Source organism: Methylobacterium sp. HMF5984 (genome assembly GCF_045033435.1).
Taxonomy (GTDB): domain Bacteria; phylum Pseudomonadota; class Alphaproteobacteria; order Rhizobiales; family Beijerinckiaceae; genus Methylobacterium.
Map to the genome: position 1 here is coordinate 1,667,809 of NZ_JBJFLN010000001.1, position 16,872 is coordinate 1,684,680.

Below are 16,872 nucleotides of genomic sequence, written 5' to 3' on the forward strand. Positions count from 1 at the left end.
CCGATCGTTGCTGCAACTTGAGCCTTACTCCTCGTCCGCAGCGGTCTTTTTCGGTCGAAATCGCGGCGAGAGTCCAGCATCAAGCCACCCCCGAGCTTGAAAGAGTATCATGAAGCGTCTGACGACCCTGGCCTTGATCGCCGGCCTCTGCACGGTCGTCGGCCTGTTCCTGTCTTCCGGTCTCGAGGATGTGGCGGCGGCGGTGGTGAGTGCCGGCTGGGGCGCGCTGGCGGTGGTCGCCGCGCGCGCGGTCGCCGTCGCCTGGGCCGGCCTCGGCTGGTTCGTGATCTTCCCCGTCGCCGGCCGCCCGAGCCTGGCCGCCTGCATCAACCTGCGCTTCGTGCGCGAGGGCATCAACACGCTGCTGCCGGTCGCGACGGTGGGCGGCGACTTCATCGGCGCGCGCCTTCTGGCCAAGCGCGGCATCGCCGGGGGCCTAGCCGGCGCCAGCATGTTCGTCGACATGATGACGCAGGCGCTGACCCAGTTGCTCTTCACCGTCGCCGGCCTCGGGCTCCTGATCTGGCTCGCGGGCGACGGGCCGATCGTGCGCACCGTCGCCGGCGGCCTCGCCATCGCCGCCCCCGCCATCGGCGCGTTCTACCTGATCCAGCGCCGCGCCGGGCACCGCCTGATCCAGGGGATCGTCGACCGCTTCGCCTCGGGCCGCGAATGGCAGGCGCTCGGCGCCGTCGACGTGCTCTACGACAACCTGCGACGCCTCTACGGTGCGCCCCTGCGCATCGTCTCGGGCATCGGCGTGCACCTCGTCGGCTGGGTCATCGGCTCGCTCGAGGTTTACGTCTGCCTGCACTTCATGGGCTATCCGGTGAGCTTCGCCGAGGCGATCGTGATCGAGAGCCTGGCCCAGGCCGTGCGCGGCGCCGCCTTCGCGGTCCCCGGCGCGCTCGGCGCGCAGGAGGGCGGGCTGATCGCGCTCTGCGCCCTGTTCGGCATCCCGGCCGAGGCGGCGCTCGCCCTGTCGCTGGTCAAGCGTCTGGCCGACCTCCTCGTCGGCGTTCCCGGCCTGTGGCTCTGGCACACGCAGGAGGGCCGCCTGCGCCGCGAGGCGAGCGAGCCCGGGGCCTCCGCGCAGGAGGAGGGCCGGACCACCTTTCGCCGAGTCGGGGCCGTCCCCGCACCCGCGACGCTCGGACCGTTCTACAGCTATGCGCCCCCCCGCGGGCAGAGCGCCCACATTGAGGACACCGCGGTGCCGGAGTTGAAGAAGTGCGCCTGATGCGCCGGTTGATCCTCGCGCTGGCGCTCGTCGCCGGCACCGTTCCGGCCTTCGCCGCCGACGACCCGGCGGTCGCGGTGGTCGACGGGCTCTACGCCCGCTTCGACGCCGCCGTGAAGAACGGGGCCGGCACCCTCAAGGACCGCATCGACGCGGTCGGCCCGACCCTGGAGCGGTCCTTCGACTACCCGGCGATGGTCCGCCTGGCGATCGGCGCCAAGTGGGCGGAGTTCTCGCCCGAGCAGCAGGGCGCGATCACCGAAGCGTTCCGCCGCAACTTCGTCGTGACCTACGCCAACCGCCTCGCACGGGCGGCCGGCGCGAAGTTCGAGGTGACGCGCAAGAGCGAGGCGAGCGGCACGAACCAGCGCGTCCTCACCCACGTCACCACCCCGGACGGGGACGATTCGCAGATCGACTTCGTCGTGAATTCCGACAACCGCATCCAGGACGTCCTGCTCAACGGCAACGTCAGCGAGGTCGCGGGTCAGCGGGCGAGCCTCGGCCAGCCGCTCAAGGCCGGCGGGGCCGACGCGGTGCTGAAATTCTTGCGCGAACGCACCGACGGCATGCTGAACGCCAAACCGGCGCCTTGAACGGCCTGCACAGAGCTTTCGTGCCGCACGCCGCGGCCCATCGATCCCACGCACCTTGCGACCGAGCGACGTTCCCATGGACCTGACCTGGCTCTCGCCGATCCTTCTGGTCCCCGCGCTCGCGGGTTGCCTGTACGCGCTCACCGCGGCGTTCCTCGCCGGGCGGTGCTCCGCGAAGGTGGCGCCCGCTTTCGCCGACGATGCGGCGCGGCCCTCGGTGACGGTGCTGAAGCCCCTCTGCGGCCTCGAGCCGAACCTGTTCGAGAACCTGCGGACCTTCTGCGCCCAGGACTATGCCGGCCCGGTGCAGATCGTGTTCGGCGTGCAGAGCGCCGGCGACCCGGCGATCGGCGTCGTGCGGCGCATCGAGGCAGCCTTCCCGCAGCTCAGCATCGACCTCGTCGTCGACGCGCGCCAGCACGGTTCGAACCGCAAGGTCTCGAACCTGATCAACATGTCGGAGGTGATTCGGCACGAGGTGGTGGTGCTCGCCGACAGCGACATGGTGGTGCGCCCCGACTATCTCGAGCGCGTCGTGGCCGAGCTGTCCGCCCCCGGCGTGACCGGGGTGACCTGCCTGTACCACGGCGTTCCCGGCGACCGGGGCGTGTTCGCGCAGCTCTCCGCACTCGCCATCGACGTGCAGTTCCTGCCCAACGTCGTGATGGGCACGGCGCTCGGCCTCGCCAAGCCGTGCTTCGGCTCGACCATCGCCTTCACCGCCGCGTCGCTGGCGAAGATCGGCGGGTTCGCCACCTTCAAGGACGACCTCGCCGACGACTATGCCATCGGCGAGGCGCTGCGCGGGCTCGGCGGCCGGGTCGCGATCCCGAACTTCACCATCGGGCATACCTGCGTCGACACCGCGATCGCGGGCCTCTGGACCCACGAGCTGCGCTGGAACCGCACCATCCGCAACGTCGACCCGGCCGGCTATGCCGGCTCGATCGTCACCCACGCCTTCCCGATCGCGCTGATCGCCGCGCTGATGCCGGAGGCCGGCGCGACCGCGCTCGGCGTCGCGGCTCTGGCACTGGCCTGCCGCATCATCCTGTCGATGCGGCTGGAGCGTGCCTTCGGGATCGGTCCCCATCCGTACTGGCTGTTGCCGATCCGCGACATCCTCTCGTTCGCGAACTTCTCATGGAGCTTCGTATCGGGGGCGGTGACATGGAAAGGTCACGATTATCGCGTCGTTGCGGATGGAACGCTTATTCCGGAGGGCAATCTCGGCCAGGATGCTGAGTCGCCCACCGTCTGACCTTGCCGTCGCGTCGTCTAAACTTGCCATCCTCGATCCGTCATCCTTTCGATCCGATCGCCCTGCTCTGAGGCCTTGAACCCCATGCGCACGCTCTTCCTCCAGGCTCCCACCTTCGACGGCTTCGACGGCGGCGCCGGGTCCCGCTACCAGGCCAAGCGCGAGATCAAGTCGTTCTGGTACCCGACCTGGCTCGCCCAGCCGGCCGCCCTGGTGCCGAACTCGAAGCTGATCGACGCGCCGCCGCACAACATCAAGCTGGCCGAGATCGTGGCCCAGGCCAACGACTTCGACATGGTGGTGCTCCACACCTCAGTGCCGTCGTTCAAGTCGGACGTGAAGACCGTCGAGGCGCTCAAGGCCGCCAACCCCAAGCTGATCGCCGGACTGATCGGCGCGAAGGTCGCGGTGGACGCCGCCGGCGCGATGGCCCAGGCGCCGTGCATCGACTTCTGCGCCCGCAACGAGTTCGACTTCACCGTTAAGGAAGTCGCCGACGGCACGCCGATGTCGGAGATCAAGGGTCTGTCCTATCGCAACGCCGACGGCGTCGTGGTCCACAACGAGGACCGCGAGATCATGACCGACATGGATCAGCTTCCCTTCGTCACGAGCGTGTACAAGCGCGATCTCGAGATGGAGAAGTACTTCATCGGGTACCTCAAGCACCCCTACATCTCGTTCTATTCCGGCCGCGGCTGCAAGAGCCGCTGCACGTTCTGCCTGTGGCCGCAGACGGTGGGCGGGCATACCTACCGCACCCGCTCGGTCGCGCACGTGATCGAGGAGATCAAGTACTGCCTGAAGGAGTTCCCGCAGACGAAGGAGTTCTTCTTCGACGACGACACCTTCACCGACAACCTGCCCCGCGCCGAGGAGATCGCGCGCGAGCTGGGCAAGCTCGGCGTCACCTGGTCGTGCAACGCCAAGGCGAACGTTCCGCGCGAGACCCTCGAGGTGCTGAAGGCCAACGGCCTGCGCCTGCTGCTGGTCGGCTACGAGTCCGGCAACCAGAAGATCCTGAACAACATCAAGAAGGGCATGCGCGTCGAGGTCGCCGAGAAGTTCACCAAGGATTGCCACGACCTCGGCATCGCGATCCACGGCACCTTCATCGTCGGCCTGCCGGGTGAGACCCGCGAGACGATCCAGGAGACGATCGCCTTCGCGAAGCGCATCAACCCGCACACCATCCAGGCCTCGCTGGCGGCGCCGTACCCCGGCACCTTCCTCTACAAGCAGGCGGTGGAGAACGGCTGGCTCGACGTCGAGAACGCCGAGCTCGTGGATGAGAACGGCGTGCAGATCGCGCCGCTGCACTACCCGCACCTGTCGCACGCCGAGATCTTCGCGGCGGTGGAGGAGTTCTACCGGAAGTTCTACTTCCGCGCTCCGAAGATCGCCTCGATCGTCTCCGAGATGGTGCGCTCGCCCGACATGATGAAGCGCCGCCTGCGCGAGGGCGTGGAGTTCTACCGCTTCCTCAAGGAGCGTCAGGGCACCGCCAAGGCCGCCTGATAAGGGCGCCTGAGCCCCATCGCATGACCGATCCAGACGGCCGGGCCCCAAAGCCCGGCCGTCTTCGTTCAGGGGTCCGGGCCCGAGGCCCCCGGCAAACAGCCGCGCCCCCGTACACCGGAGTGTCTCGTGAAGCGTCTCGTCGTCACCGCCGACGATTTCGGCCTGAGCCCGGAGGTCAACGAGGCGGTCGAGCAGGCCCATCGCGACGGCATCCTCACGGCGGCGAGCCTGATGGTCTCGGCCCCCGCCGCCGCGGACGCGGTCGCCCGCGCCAAGCGGATGCCGTCGCTGCGCGTGGGATTGCACCTGGTGCTCGTCGAGGCGTGGCCGACGCTGCCGGCCGCCACCTTGCCGGATCTCACCGATGACGCCGGCCTGATGCGTCGCGACATGGAACGCCTCGGCCTGGACCTTGCGCTGAGGCCGGCGGCCCGCCGCCAGCTCACCGCCGAGATCACCGCGCAGTTCGAGGCCTACCGCATCACCGGCCTGCCACTCGATCACGTGAACGCGCACAAGCACTTCCACGTGCATCCGTTGATCGCCGGCGCGGTGCTGTCGATCGGGCCGCGTTACGGGATGCGCTCGATCCGCGTGCCGCGCGAGCCGCGGGCGGTGCTGAAGCGTGCCGAGCCCGGTGCGACCCCACGGGTGGCCCTCGATACGGCACCCTGGGCGGCCCTGCTCGCCGTCCGGGCCCGGATGATGGGGCTGACTATTCCCGATCGAACCCTGGGTCTGGCCTGGTCCGGAGCGATGACGCCCGCCCGCGTGGCCGGCCTGCTCGCGCATCTGCCCGACGGCCTGACCGAGCTCTACACCCACCCGGCCACCGCCGGCGGCTTCCTCGGCGAGGCGCCGGGCTACGCCTACGCCGCGGAGCGGGACGCGCTCGTCGCGCGGGCCTCCATGGATGCGGTCGCGCGGTCGGGAATCGTCTGCGGCGGGTTTTCGGATTTCGCACCGAATAGACGATGACGACGTCTTCACGGAGCCCGCAGAAGATTTCGCATCAAACGCTGCAGAGACGACAGCGTCAAACGACTGTATATCGTCGCAAATAGCTCATCAGGACTTGCGTTTCGGAAGCATGTCCGATTGATGACCAAAATTTCATGCAACGTGGGCTTCGGCGCCCGCGTTCCGACAGCAGCCCCAGGGCACAAGACGATCGTCGCAACAGACCCTCGCCGCCGCATGGGACGAATCGGAGATGTCGTCATGACCCGCTACACCCTCCTCGCCACCGTCTTCACCGCCTCCGTCGCCCTCGGGGGCGCCGCCTACGCCGCCGACCAAGCCGCGACGACCGCCGCCTCCCACGAAACCGCAATCCAGAAGGACGTCGGCAAGCTGTCGGCCGATGGGGCGAAGGGCTTCCGCGACCTGCATCTCGCCCGGATCGCGATCTTCGATGCCGACCCGGCCCAGGCCAAGACGCTGGTCCACGATGCGCAGGCGGTCCTCGCAAAGGCGAAGACCGACGAGAGCGTGTTCACCAAGGCGGAGGCCGATCTCAAGCCGCCCGCCGCCGCCAAGGCGATGCCGGCCAAGGGCACCGGCGTCGGCGACATGAAGCAGCCCGTCGCGTGGCTGCCGGTCGACGGGCAGCTGCTGCTCGACGAGGATTTCGTCGCCACGCCGCAGAAGGCGGCAGCTGTGGCCGATGCCAACAAGAATCTCGAGAAGGGCGACCGGAAGGGCGCGGCCGAGAAGCTGAAGCTGGCCGGCGTGAACGTGAACTTCACCATGGCCGTCGTGCCGCTGGCGAAGACGACGGCGGATGTCGACCAGGCTGCGACGCTGCTGGACCAGGGCAAGTACTACGAGGCGAATGCCGCGCTGAAGCGGGCCGAGGACGGCGTCCGCTTCGACGTCATCGATGCGACGAGCCTGCCGCAGGCCTCCAAGGCCGCGGGAGCATCCGCCAAGGCGAACGTGACCGAGCCGACCGGGACCGGCACCGCGACGCCCGCGCACTGATCGCAGCCCGCACGCCGACCGAGGTCGCTCGCGGATTAAAGCCTGCCCACCAAACGAGAACGGCGCCGTCCCCGTGGGACGACGCCGTGCATTTGAGCAGAAAGGCTGCCGTCCGTCACTTCACGGCGGCGGGCTCCGGGCGGACGGCTTGGCCCGTGCCGGGCAACCGGCCGGCCTCTTCCCCCTCGGGGCGATCGGCACCGGGCTTGGCCGGCGGCGGACCGAGGAAGGCCGGCACCACGAAGAAGGCGGCGATAAGCGTGAAGAACAGCGACAGCGCCAGCAGCTTGCCCATGCTCGCCGTGCCGGGATGGCTCGACAGCACCAGCGAGCCGAAGGCGGTCCCCGTGGTCAGCGCGGAAAAGAAGATCGCCCGCGTCAGGCTGGAGGCCAGCATGTCGGTGACGCCGGCCCGCCAAGCGATCACGTAGTAGATATGGAACGCCACGCCGACCGCGAGCATCAGCGGCAGGGCGATGATGTTGGCGAAGTTCAGCGGCATGCCGACGACGTGCAGCGCCATCAGCGTCCACAAGGTGGCGAGCACCAACGGCCCGAGCGTCATCGCCACGTCCCAAGGCTTCCGCAGCGCCACCGAGAGGATGATGAAGATCAGCACCAGGGCGGTCACCGCCGCCTGCACGAAGGCGCCGAGGATGGTGTAGCTCGACGAGGTCGTGGCGATCGGCGCGCCGGTGGCGTGCGGCGCGACGCTCTGGATCTCGGATGCGAACTGCCGCAGCACCTCGTCGTCGTTGGAATTGCCCTTCGGATGCACCTCGATGCGGGCGCGGCCGTCGGCGGCGACCCATTCGGCCTTCAGCTGCGGCGGCAGGTTGGCGAGGGTGATCTTCTCGGGATGCAGCACCGTCCGCAGCCGCGAGAGCAGCGGGCCGAGATCGGTGGTGAGGGCGACCGAGGCGGCCTCGCGCGTCGCCGGCTTGGCGGCCGCCAGCTTGTCGAGCGTGCCGGAGAGACGGCCGGCGGTCTTGTTGCCGGGCGCATTGCCGCCGGCGATGCCGGTCAGGGCGGCCGCGGTGTCCTTCAAGGCCTTGACGTTGTCGGCATCGGTCGGCGGCGGCGGCTTGCGCGTCGGGTTGAGGATCGGATCGAGCAGCTCGGCCGTCTCGGCGACGGTGGCGAGCTTCTTGTCCTGGTCGCGCGGCACGAAGGTGTCGATGCTCATGATGTCGGCGGCCAGCGGCAGCGCGGCGAGCTTCTTCGTGACCTCGGGCACGGCGTCGACGCTCGGAGCCAGCACGTCGGCGACGTTCGGGCTCGTGGCGGGATCCTTGATCAGGTCGAGATAGGTCGCGATCGATTCCACGTGCGGGCTGCGCAGGTGCATCGGGTTCGAATCGAAGGGCAGCTTCCACAGCAGCGGGGCGCCGGCCAGCGTGACGAGGCCGACGGCGATCAGCACCGGCTTGCGATTGCGGATGATCCACGGATCGACGCCTGCGAGCCACGTGGTCTCGACGGCGGCCTTCTCGCCCTTCGGCCGGAACACGGCGATCAGCGCCGGGAGGAGGGTGATCGCGAACAGGTAGGCGACGACCATGCCGACGCCGGCGATCAGGCCGAGCTCGGACACGCCGCGGAACGCGGTCGGCAGGAAGGCGAAGAAGCCGGCGATCAGCGACACCGCCGCCAGGGTCAGCGACCAGCCGACCCCGCGCGCGGCGGCGCGGATCGCGTCCTCGAGCGTCGGCTGCTCGTAGCGGTCGGCGCGGTAGCGCACCGAGAACTGAATGCCGAAATCGATGCCGAGGCCGACGAACAGAGCCGCGAAGGCCACCGAGATCGGGTTGAGCTCGCCCACCATCAGCAGCCCGAGCGCCGCCGTGACGATCAGGCCGGAGAAGGTGGTGATCAGCACCGACACCACCAGCGGCGCCGAGCGCAGGGCGAGCCAGAGGAACAGGACGATGGCGCCGACGGTGACGAGGTTGTTCAGCAGCGCGTCGTCGGACAGCGTCGCGAACTCGTCGTCGGCGACCGCGACCGGGCCGGTGAGACGCATCTCGAGCCCGTGCTCGGGATCGATGTTCAGCTCCTTGGCGACGTTCCGGATCAGCTTCGTCGCGGTGTAGCCCGGCTGCAGCGCGTTGAAATCCAGCACCGGCTGGATCAGCACGAACTTGCGCAGGTCGGTGGTCTTGCTCTCGCCGCCCGACAGCAGGAGCTGCCAGGACATCCTCGCCGGCTTGCCGTCGAGCACCGTCTGCAACGTCCGGTCGATCTCGCCCATCGGCTTGTCGAGATCCTCGATCTTGGCGTCGCCGCTCTTGATGCCGCGGGCGCCGAGCGCCAGCACCCGCATCACGCCGCGCAGACTCGGATCGGAGGCGAGCGGCCCGAGCAGGCCCTGCTGCTGCACCAGCTGCTCGGTGGTCTTCTCCAGTTCCGCCTGCGGCAGCAGCAGCAGGCCGTTCTTCTCGAAGAAGGGGCCGCCGTCGGGCCGGTAGACCGTCTCGATCAGGTTCTTGTGGACGGCGATCGCCTTGGCGAAGGCGCTCGCGGCCTCTTCCGCCTGCTCCGGCGTCTTGCCGTCGATCACCGCGACGACCGTGTTCGTGCGCTGTGGGAACGCCTTCTCGTAGTTGATCTCGTCCTGGCGCCAGGGCTCCTTCGGATCGATCAGCCGCTCGACATCGGTGTTGATGCGGAACAGATGCGCCGCGATGCCGGTGCTGGCGGCGGTGACCAGGGCCACCAGGGCGATCACGACCCAGCGATGTCGGACGGAAAACGCGACGAGACGTTCGATCACGAGTACCCTACCTGCCTGGAGCGGCTGCCCTTCGAGGCCGCACGACTCTCACATCTTGTATGCTGCCGGGACGGTTCCCGCGGGACCCGTCGACGGCGCGAGACCTTCGCCACATCCACCCGGTCGCATCGAGGCAGGATCGGACCTGATCGAGACGCGGTCGTCTCACGATGCCGTGTGGCCGAAGACGCGGCGCCGACCCGGTGAACGCACGGGACGACGCGGGATGAGGACGCATCCGAGGCACGATCGTTGCGCCAAGGCCGCAGCGCTCAGTAATCTTGCAGCCCTGCGATTGCAACGCAGCGACCTCCGACGCGGGTGGCTCTCCCCATCGATGTGTGGCGCCGGCGCCGTTTCGCACCGCAATATCACGGGATGCGCCGTTTCGCGGGACTGCCGTCGCATTGCCGACGCATTGGCAGGATGGGGTCCCCCCCGAAGCGGGACGCGTTCGCAGGAACGGCCCTCAGGCTGTGGCGCGGTTGCGTCAGCCCCGCAAACACGCACGCGAAACGGCCCAGGACCGGCCCGTTCAGATCGGTTCCAGGCTAGAGCGCTGGAATTCGAATTTTTTTCACGTTAAGCAGCCCCTTGGTTCGGGGCTACGCAAACAGGAGCCGTATCTTGGGAATCCCCCTCCGGTATGTCGCGACGATCGGCAGCTACATCATCAAGCAGCATCTCACCGGCCGGAAGCGCTATCCGCTCGTGATGATGATGGAGCCCCTGTTCCGCTGCAATCTCGCCTGCGCCGGCTGCGGCAAGATCGATTACCCCGACGAGATCCTGAACAAGCGCCTGCCCGTGGCGGACGCGCTGGAATCCGTGCGCGAGTGCGGCGCCCCGATGGTGGTGATCGCCGGCGGCGAGCCGCTGCTGCACAAGGACCTGCCGCAGATCGTCGAGGGCATCATCGCGCAGAAGAAGTTCGCGATCGTGTGCACGAACGCGCTGCTGCTCGAGAAGAAGATCAAGGAGTACAAGCCGAGCCCGTACTTCACCTGGTCGATCCATCTCGACGGCGACAAGGAGATGCATGACGGCTCGGTCTGCCAGCGCGGCGTCTACGACAAGGCCGTGGCGGCAATCGCCAAGGCGAAGGAGATGGGCTTCCGCGTCACCATCAACTGCACCTTCTTCAACAACTCGTCCTCGGACAAGATCGCCGACTTCTTCGACAGCGTGACCAAGATGGGCATCGACGGCATCACCGTCTCGCCCGGCTACGCCTACGAGCGCGCGCCCGACCAGCAGCACTTCCTGAACCGCAAGGCGACGAAGGACTTGTTCCGTGGCGTGTTCCGCGCCGGCAAGGAGAAGGGCCGCCAGAAGTGGGCGTTCCAGCAGTCGGGCCTGTTCCTCGACTTCCTCGCCGGCAACCAGACCTACCATTGCACGCCCTGGGGCAACCCCACCCGCACCGTGTTCGGCTGGCAGAAGCCCTGCTACCTGCTCGGCGAAGGCTACGCGGCCACGTTCAAGGAGCTGATGGAGGAGACCGACTGGGATTCCTACGGCACCGGCAACTACGAGAAGTGCGCCGACTGCATGGTCCACTCGGGCTACGAGGCCTCCTCGGTGGTCGATTCGGTGCGCAAGCCCTGGAAGCCGCTGATCCACGCCATCCGCGGGATCAAGACCGAGGGCGAGATGGCCCCCGAGGTCAGCCTCGAGAACCAGCGCCCGGCAGAGTTCGTGTTCTCCCGCAACGTCGCCCAGAAGCTCTCCGAGATCAAAGCCTCCGGCGTCGACACCAAGCGCGAAGCCCGCAACCGCACCGCGGCCTGACGGCTCGGCCACGCGCATTCGAGGAGGCCCGCCCGGGAAACCGTGCGGGCCTCCTTCGTTTCGTCGAGGCTCGGTGGAGCGTCGTGCCTTTCGCGACACGGTGTCTGCAGCCGACCCAATGCAGGACAAATATCCTTCCTGCCGTCACCGGGCCGTCATGCCCGATCCCTAGCTGCGGCTCAGCTTGAGTGGCTGGGGGATCCCGCGATGGTGACACGGTACGGCGCGGCGTGAGCCGTGGGCTCATTCGGCGTGCTTGCGTTCCTGACGGGCGCGGCCTCGGCCCAGGCAATCCGCACGCCGAACCTGACGACGGCCGACGGCCCGGTGGCGGTGACGGTTGGCGATGCGACCGTCGTGAACCAGGGTCTCCAGGGCGTCGGCCGGCTGCCGGCCACCACCCGCGACTTCCTCGGCGACACGCTGGGCTCGTTCTCCGCGCTCGCGATCGACCTCGCCAGCTGGCGGCGCTCGGGGGCCACCTACAGCGGCACGCTCTACACGCTGCCCGATCGGGGCTACAACGATCCGAGCGGCGGGCTGTTCTCCGATTACGCCGTCCGGCTGAACCGCTTCAATCTCAGCTTCACGCCCGATCCCGGCGCGGGCCTGCCGCAATCGACCGCCTCCCAGCGGCAGATCGCGATCGTGCCGAACGGCGGCATCGTGCTCACCGACGCCAACGGCCGGCGCTTCAGCGGTCTCGATCCGGCCTCCGGCACCACGACCCAGCTCGGCGCGGTGCTGCCTTCGGCGGCGAGCGGGCCGAGCGCAGGCCGGATCAGCCTCGATGCGGAAGGTCTCGCGCGGCGACTCGACGGCTCCTTCTACGTCAGCGACGAGTACGGGCCGAACATCTATTACTTCAGCGCCGGCGGGCAGCTTCAGGGCGTGCTCGGCGTGCCCGACGCGATCCGGCCGCGCACGGCCGGGGCGCTCGACTTCAACTCGATCAACCCGCCCGACGCAACAACCAGGGCTTCGAGGCGCTGTCGCTGGCCCCCGACGGCCGCAGCCTCGTCACCATCCTGCAGAGCGCCACGCTCCAGGATTCCGGCCCGAATCAGCAGCAGCGCAACAACACCCGCATCCTGATCTACGACCTCGCCGGCAGCGCGGTACCGGCCGCGCCCGCGCGCGAATACGTGCTGCAGCTGCCGACCTACCGCGACACCGGCAACGGCGGCGCGCCGAACCGGACGGCGGCACAGAGCGACATGCTGGCCCTCAACGACACCCAGTTCCTCGTGCTCTCGCGCGATTCGAACGGGCTCGGCACCGGCAACACCACGCCGATCGTCTACAAGAGCGTCCTGCTGGTCGACATCGCGCAGGCCACGAACATCGCCGGCACCCCCTACGACGGGGCCACCCCGATCTCGCCGGGGGGCACCCTGCGGCCCGGGGTCCAGCCGGCGCAGACGACCGAGATCGTCAACCTGCTGAACCCGGTCCAGCTCGGGCGCTTCGGCATGAACCTCAACACCAACCCGGCGACCCAGACCACGCTCTCGGAGAAGTTCGAGGCCCTCGGTCTCGTGCCGGTGCTGAGCGAGCGGGCGCCGAACGACTATTTCCTGCTCGTCGGCAACGACAATGACTTCCTCACCCGGCAGGGCAGCATCAACGGTCAGGGCTACGATGCCGGCATCAACAACGATTCGGTGCTGCTCGCCTATCGCTTGACGCTGCCCACCTACGTCGATCCGCTCTCCCTCGCGGTGATGAAGCAGACGGCGCCCGTGGTGCTTCAAGGGCTCGGCGGCGCGACCCTCGGCTTCGCCGCGTCGGCGACACGGGGCGTGCAGGACCACCTCGCCGCCCTGCGCCGCAGCCAGGGCCTCGCCGGGCCCTGGAGCCAGTCCGGCGGCTTGTGGATCGGCGGCGATGTCGTGTTCGCCGACCAGCCGCGCAACGGCGGCCTCGCCCTCGACCGCACCATCGCGCAGGGCAGCGCCGGACTCGATCTTCCGCTGCCCGGAGCTTGGCGCGCGGGCGTCGCCGTCGGCGGCGGCGGGTCGCTCAGCCGCGCCGGCGGCTTCCGGCAGGACCAGAGCGCCTTCACGGTCTCGGCATATGCCGGCTACTACGGTGCGGACTTCTACGCCCAGGGCATCGTCGGCGGCGCGCCGCAGGTCAATCTTGATGGGATCCGCCGACCTGCGGCCTACGGGCTCACCGCGTCCGGGCGCAGCTCGGGCAGCGCCTTCGCGATCGACGGCGAGGCCGGCGTGCCGATCCGAGCCGGCGACCTCGGGCTGACGCCGTTCGCAGGCATCACCCACCTGTCCGGCACCGTCGACGGCTTCACGGAGACCGGAGCGGCAGGCAACAACATCGCGTATCGCGACCTCGCCCTGGTTCAAACCACGGTGCGCTTCGGCGGCGAGCTGGCCTATTTTGGGCTCGGCGGACTGATCCCGTCGGTGCGCCTGGCGTACAACCTCGCCACGGGTCCGCAAGGCAGCAGCGGCACTGTGCGTCTCGCCAGCGTCCAGAACGGTCTCGCCACCGCCGCCGTGGCCGTGCCGTTCCTGCGCGACGACTTCGTCAGCGCCGGCGCCGGCCTGCAGGGCAGCCTCACCGACGACCTGGGCTGGCGGGTCGACTATCAGGCGGCCATCGGCACCCGCACGGGCGTCGCCCACGGCGTCACCGCGGGACTTCGCTCTCAGTGGTAGCAGGCGAGCAAGAGGATCGCCGAAGCCGCACGCTCAGGCACCGCGGCGATCCTCGTACGGCGGCACCCCGAGGCTCGGGCCGAGAAGCGTGCGGCAGCGGCTGAGCGCCCCGAAGGCGGCATTCGAATCGCGGGCGAGTCGGACGAGATCGCCGATCCGGGCCGATCCGCGTGCGAGAGCCGAGAGGACGGCGAGGATGTCGGGCTCGCCGTTCGGCTTGAGGGCCTGCGCGGCGAAGGCGGGCAACGCCCGGTGCGCCGGATCGCAGACCACCCGGATCGCCGCGAACGGCAGACCGTGCCGCTCCGCGAAGGCGGCGGCGACGTGCGATTCCATGTCGACGGCGAGCGCCCGGGTGCGCGCCCGCAGCTCGGCCTTCCCCGCGACGCTCATCACCGCAGCATCGACGCCGGCGAGGTCGCCGGAGCGAACCGTGTCGCCGGGCAGACCGAGGCGCGCGAGCAGGGCGGCCGCGACCGCCGGATCGGCCTCGTAGCGCCGGTCCGCCGCGACGATTCCGGCCGCGACCACCACGTCGCCCGGAACGAGGTTCGGATCGAGACCGCCCGCGATGCCGATGCTGACGATCGCGCGGCAGCCGGGCGGGTCCCGCGACGCCAGCAGGGCGGCGAGACGGGCGGGATTTCCACCGGCGCCCACCGCCTCGACGCCGGGGCCCGAGGCAAGCCGGCGTTCCTTGGCGAGGCCCGTGACGGCGAGCACCGGAAGGCTCGACGCGGGGTCGTGCGCATGGAGACCGACCGCGCGGGCAGGGGACGCCGGCTCGACGCGGGTCATGGGTCGACGATCGTGAAAGGTGGCATCCGCGAAGCGATCACCGGCGGTCCGTCCTACAAATCACCCCGACCGCCCGCCGAGCCCGGGGTGGCGCAGGCGGTCCTTCCCGCCCGTGCCCGCTCCGCTCGGATCGCGCAAAGTCGGCCGATCACATGCCGAACGCCACCCGGCGGCTGTTGCCGCGCTTGAGGTTGCGGTAGCGCGCCATCGCCCAGAGCGGGAAGAACTTCGGATAGCCATGGTAGCGCAGGTAGAACACCCGCGGGAAACCGGTCGCGGTGTAGCGCTCCTCGTTCCAGAAGCCGTCGGTTCCTTGCGTGCGCGCCAGGAAGTTGATGCCGCGGGTCACGGCCGGGTCGTCGCATTCCCCGGCGGCCATCAGGGCGAGCAGCGCCCAGGCGGTCTGCGATGCGGTGGAGGAGCCGGCCTCGAACGCCGGATCGATCTTGTAGCTCGACGCATCCTCGCCCCAGCCACCATCCGGGTTCTGGATGCGGATCAGCCATTCCACGGCGCGCCGGATCTCGGGCGAGGCGGGATCGACCCCGGCCGCGTTCAGCGCGCACAGCACCGACCACGTGCCGTAGATGAAGTTCATGCCCCAGCGGCCGTACCAGCTGCCGTCCTGCTCCTGGTCGTTGAGCAGGTAGGTCACGCCGCGATCGAGGGCCTTCGACGATTCGCGGGTCTCGCCGAGCTGCGACAACATCGACACGACGCGGGCGGTCACGTCCGCGGTCGGCGGGTCGAGCAGCGCGCCGTGATCCGAGAACGGGATGTGATTGAGGTACATGTGGTTGTTGTCGGCGTCGAACGCCGCCCAGCCGCCGTCCTTCGACTGCAGGCCCTCGACCCATTCGCGCGCCCGGGCGATCGAGGCGGTGTAGTCCGGCATGTTGGCCACCAGCCCGTGCTGGCGCATGGCGCGATCCATCGCCATCACCACGACGGCGGTGTCGTCGAGGTCCGGGTAGTGGGCGTTGGCGTACTGGAAGGCCCAGCCGCCGGGGCGGACCTTGGGCTTGGCCGCCGCCCAGTCGCCGGCGATGTCGAGCACCTGGCGCGGCAGCAGCCAGTCGAGGCCGGCGCGGGCCTGCCCCTCGGCATCGGTGCCGCCGGCCTCGAGCAGCGCGTGCCCGGCCAGAGCGGTGTCCCAGACCGGGGAGACGCAGGGTTGCACGTAGGCCTCGTGCGCCTTCACCACGACGAGCTTCTCGATCGCGTCGCAGGCGACGCGGACCTGCGGATGGTCCGGGCCGTAGCCCATCGCCTCGTACATCAGCACGGTGTTGACCATGGCCGGGAAGATCGCGCCGAGCCCGTCCTCGCCGTTCAGGCGCTCGCTGACCCAGGCCCGCGCCTTCTCCATCGCCCGCAGGCGGATGCGATGGGGGAAGTAGGCCTCGACCTTCTGCAGCACGCGGTCGATCGCGCCGAAGATCGGCGTCCACGGCCAGGTCGCGTGCGGGCTGCCGGGCCAGCGGCGCACGCTGGACGGCGGCGTCAGGAACAGCTCGCCGATGCCGACGCCGCGCGGGTTCTTCGCCCGCGGCTTGGTCGCCTGCAGCACGAAGAGCGGCACCATCACGCAGCGGGCCCAGTACGACACCTTGTCGAGGTGGAACGGGAACCACTTCGGCAGGAACATCACCTCGACCGGCATCACCGGCACCGCCGACCACGGCACCTCGCCGTAGAGCGCCAGGATGAAGCGGGTGAAGACGTTGGATTGCGCCGCGCCGCCGCGCGACAGGATCGCCTCGCGTGCCCGGCGCATGTGCGGCGCCTCGATGTCGTCGCCGATCATCTTGAGGGCGAAGTAGGCCTTCACCGTGCAGCTCATGTCGAACGGCCCCTCGTGGACGAGGGCCCAGCCGCCATGCTTCTCCTGCGTGCGGCGCAGGTAATTGCCGATCTTCGGCTCCAGGCCCTCGGGGGGGCGGGTGTCGCGGAACTGGTGGAACAGGATGTACTCGGACGGGATCGTGGCGTCGGCCTCGAGCTCGAAGCAGATGTGCCCGTCGGCCTGGGCGAGAGCGGTCAGGGCGCGGGTCGCCCGCGCGACGCCGTGATCGACGTCGTCGAGGGAAATCGCCTGGGTCTTCGGGCGTTGCAGCGCCTCGACCTTGTTTACAGCCTCTCGCATCATCCTCGCCTCAAACGGCCACAACTCTCGATCCGCGCCCGATCGTCCCGGATCGGATCACGGCTCGCCCGTCTCGTCCTGC

At 69.1% G+C, this 16,872-nt stretch carries 12 protein-coding genes; 9 read left to right on the top strand and 3 right to left on the bottom strand.

What is annotated here, in order from left to right:
• Nucleotides 1-109: 109 nt before the first annotated feature.
• From ACFZ8E_RS07945 to ACFZ8E_RS07970, 6 genes are all read left to right on the top strand, one after another.
• Nucleotides 110-1,240 carry a flippase-like domain-containing protein gene (locus ACFZ8E_RS07945; protein ID WP_147842103.1) on the top strand — a complete coding sequence of 377 codons (1,131 nt, stop codon included), beginning with the start codon at nt 110-112 and terminating at the stop codon, nt 1,238-1,240.
• Nucleotides 1,231-1,836: a phospholipid-binding protein MlaC gene (locus ACFZ8E_RS07950; protein ID WP_147859427.1), complete on the top strand. Its 606-nt coding sequence runs from the start codon at nt 1,231-1,233 to the stop codon at nt 1,834-1,836. The genes ACFZ8E_RS07945 and ACFZ8E_RS07950 overlap by 10 nt, the downstream gene beginning before the upstream one ends.
• Before the next feature lie 76 nt (nt 1,837-1,912).
• The gene (gene hpnI, locus ACFZ8E_RS07955; RefSeq protein WP_147725742.1) at nt 1,913-3,097 is read left to right on the top strand and encodes a bacteriohopanetetrol glucosamine biosynthesis glycosyltransferase HpnI; all 1,185 of its coding nucleotides are present in this window, start codon (nt 1,913-1,915) and stop codon (nt 3,095-3,097) included.
• An 84-nt stretch (nt 3,098-3,181) separates the two neighbouring features.
• Entirely contained in the window at nt 3,182-4,615 is a 1,434-nt protein-coding gene (gene hpnJ, locus ACFZ8E_RS07960; RefSeq protein ID WP_147725743.1) for a hopanoid biosynthesis associated radical SAM protein HpnJ, read from the top strand.
• A 129-nt stretch (nt 4,616-4,744) separates the two neighbouring features.
• Entirely contained in the window at nt 4,745-5,596 is an 852-nt protein-coding gene (gene hpnK / locus ACFZ8E_RS07965) for a hopanoid biosynthesis-associated protein HpnK (protein ID WP_405042540.1), read from the top strand.
• A 243-nt stretch (nt 5,597-5,839) separates the two neighbouring features.
• On the top strand, nt 5,840-6,601 hold the full coding sequence (locus tag ACFZ8E_RS07970) for a YfdX family protein (RefSeq protein ID WP_405042541.1): 762 nt from the start codon (nt 5,840-5,842) through the stop codon (nt 6,599-6,601).
• 115 nt (nt 6,602-6,716) lie between these two features.
• On the opposite strand, the gene ACFZ8E_RS07975 is transcribed toward ACFZ8E_RS07970, so the two are convergent.
• The gene (locus ACFZ8E_RS07975) at nt 6,717-9,374 is read right to left on the bottom strand and encodes an MMPL family transporter (RefSeq protein ID WP_405042542.1); all 2,658 of its coding nucleotides are present in this window, start codon (nt 9,372-9,374) and stop codon (nt 6,717-6,719) included.
• Between the two features lie 627 nt (nt 9,375-10,001).
• Between ACFZ8E_RS07975 and hpnH the strand changes: the two genes are divergently transcribed.
• The 3 genes from hpnH (at nt 10,002) to ACFZ8E_RS07990 (ending at nt 13,846) form a co-directional block, all read left to right on the top strand.
• Nucleotides 10,002-11,165 (top strand): adenosyl-hopene transferase HpnH, encoded by a 1,164-nt coding sequence (hpnH, locus tag ACFZ8E_RS07980; protein WP_147725747.1) that lies wholly within the window; start codon nt 10,002-10,004, stop codon nt 11,163-11,165.
• Between the two features lie 252 nt (nt 11,166-11,417).
• A complete protein-coding gene (locus ACFZ8E_RS07985; protein WP_405044344.1) occupies nt 11,418-12,260 on the top strand; it encodes an esterase-like activity of phytase family protein in 843 nt (280 codons plus the stop codon).
• A complete protein-coding gene (locus ACFZ8E_RS07990; RefSeq protein WP_405044345.1) occupies nt 12,161-13,846 on the top strand; it encodes an autotransporter domain-containing protein in 1,686 nt (561 codons plus the stop codon). Before ACFZ8E_RS07985 ends, ACFZ8E_RS07990 begins: the two co-directional genes overlap by 100 nt.
• A gap of 33 nt (nt 13,847-13,879) precedes the next feature.
• On the opposite strand, the gene ACFZ8E_RS07995 is transcribed toward ACFZ8E_RS07990, so the two are convergent.
• Both ACFZ8E_RS07995 and shc read right to left on the bottom strand, forming a co-directional pair.
• Nucleotides 13,880-14,644: a phosphorylase gene (locus ACFZ8E_RS07995; RefSeq protein WP_405042543.1), complete on the bottom strand. Its 765-nt coding sequence runs from the start codon at nt 14,642-14,644 to the stop codon at nt 13,880-13,882.
• 148 nt (nt 14,645-14,792) lie between these two features.
• Nucleotides 14,793-16,790, bottom strand: a complete 1,998-nt coding sequence (shc, locus tag ACFZ8E_RS08000) for a squalene--hopene cyclase (protein ID WP_147725753.1) — start codon at nt 16,788-16,790, stop codon at nt 14,793-14,795.
• Nucleotides 16,791-16,872 lie beyond the last annotated feature (82 nt).

What these genes read in the sequence shown, in the direction of transcription:
- ACFZ8E_RS07945 (WP_147842103.1), top strand. Translation starts at nt 110, where the DNA reads ATGAAGCGTCTGACGACCCTGGCCTTGATCGCCGGCCTCTGCACGGTC.
- hpnI (WP_147725742.1), top strand. Translation starts at nt 1,913, where the DNA reads ATGGACCTGACCTGGCTCTCGCCGATCCTTCTGGTCCCCGCGCTCGCG.
- hpnJ (WP_147725743.1), top strand. Translation starts at nt 3,182, where the DNA reads ATGCGCACGCTCTTCCTCCAGGCTCCCACCTTCGACGGCTTCGACGGC.
- ACFZ8E_RS07970 (WP_405042541.1), top strand. Translation starts at nt 5,840, where the DNA reads ATGACCCGCTACACCCTCCTCGCCACCGTCTTCACCGCCTCCGTCGCC.
- ACFZ8E_RS07995 (WP_405042543.1), bottom strand. Translation starts at nt 14,644, where the DNA reads ATGACCCGCGTCGAGCCGGCGTCCCCTGCCCGCGCGGTCGGTCTCCAT.
- shc (WP_147725753.1), bottom strand. Translation starts at nt 16,790, where the DNA reads ATGCGAGAGGCTGTAAACAAGGTCGAGGCGCTGCAACGCCCGAAGACC.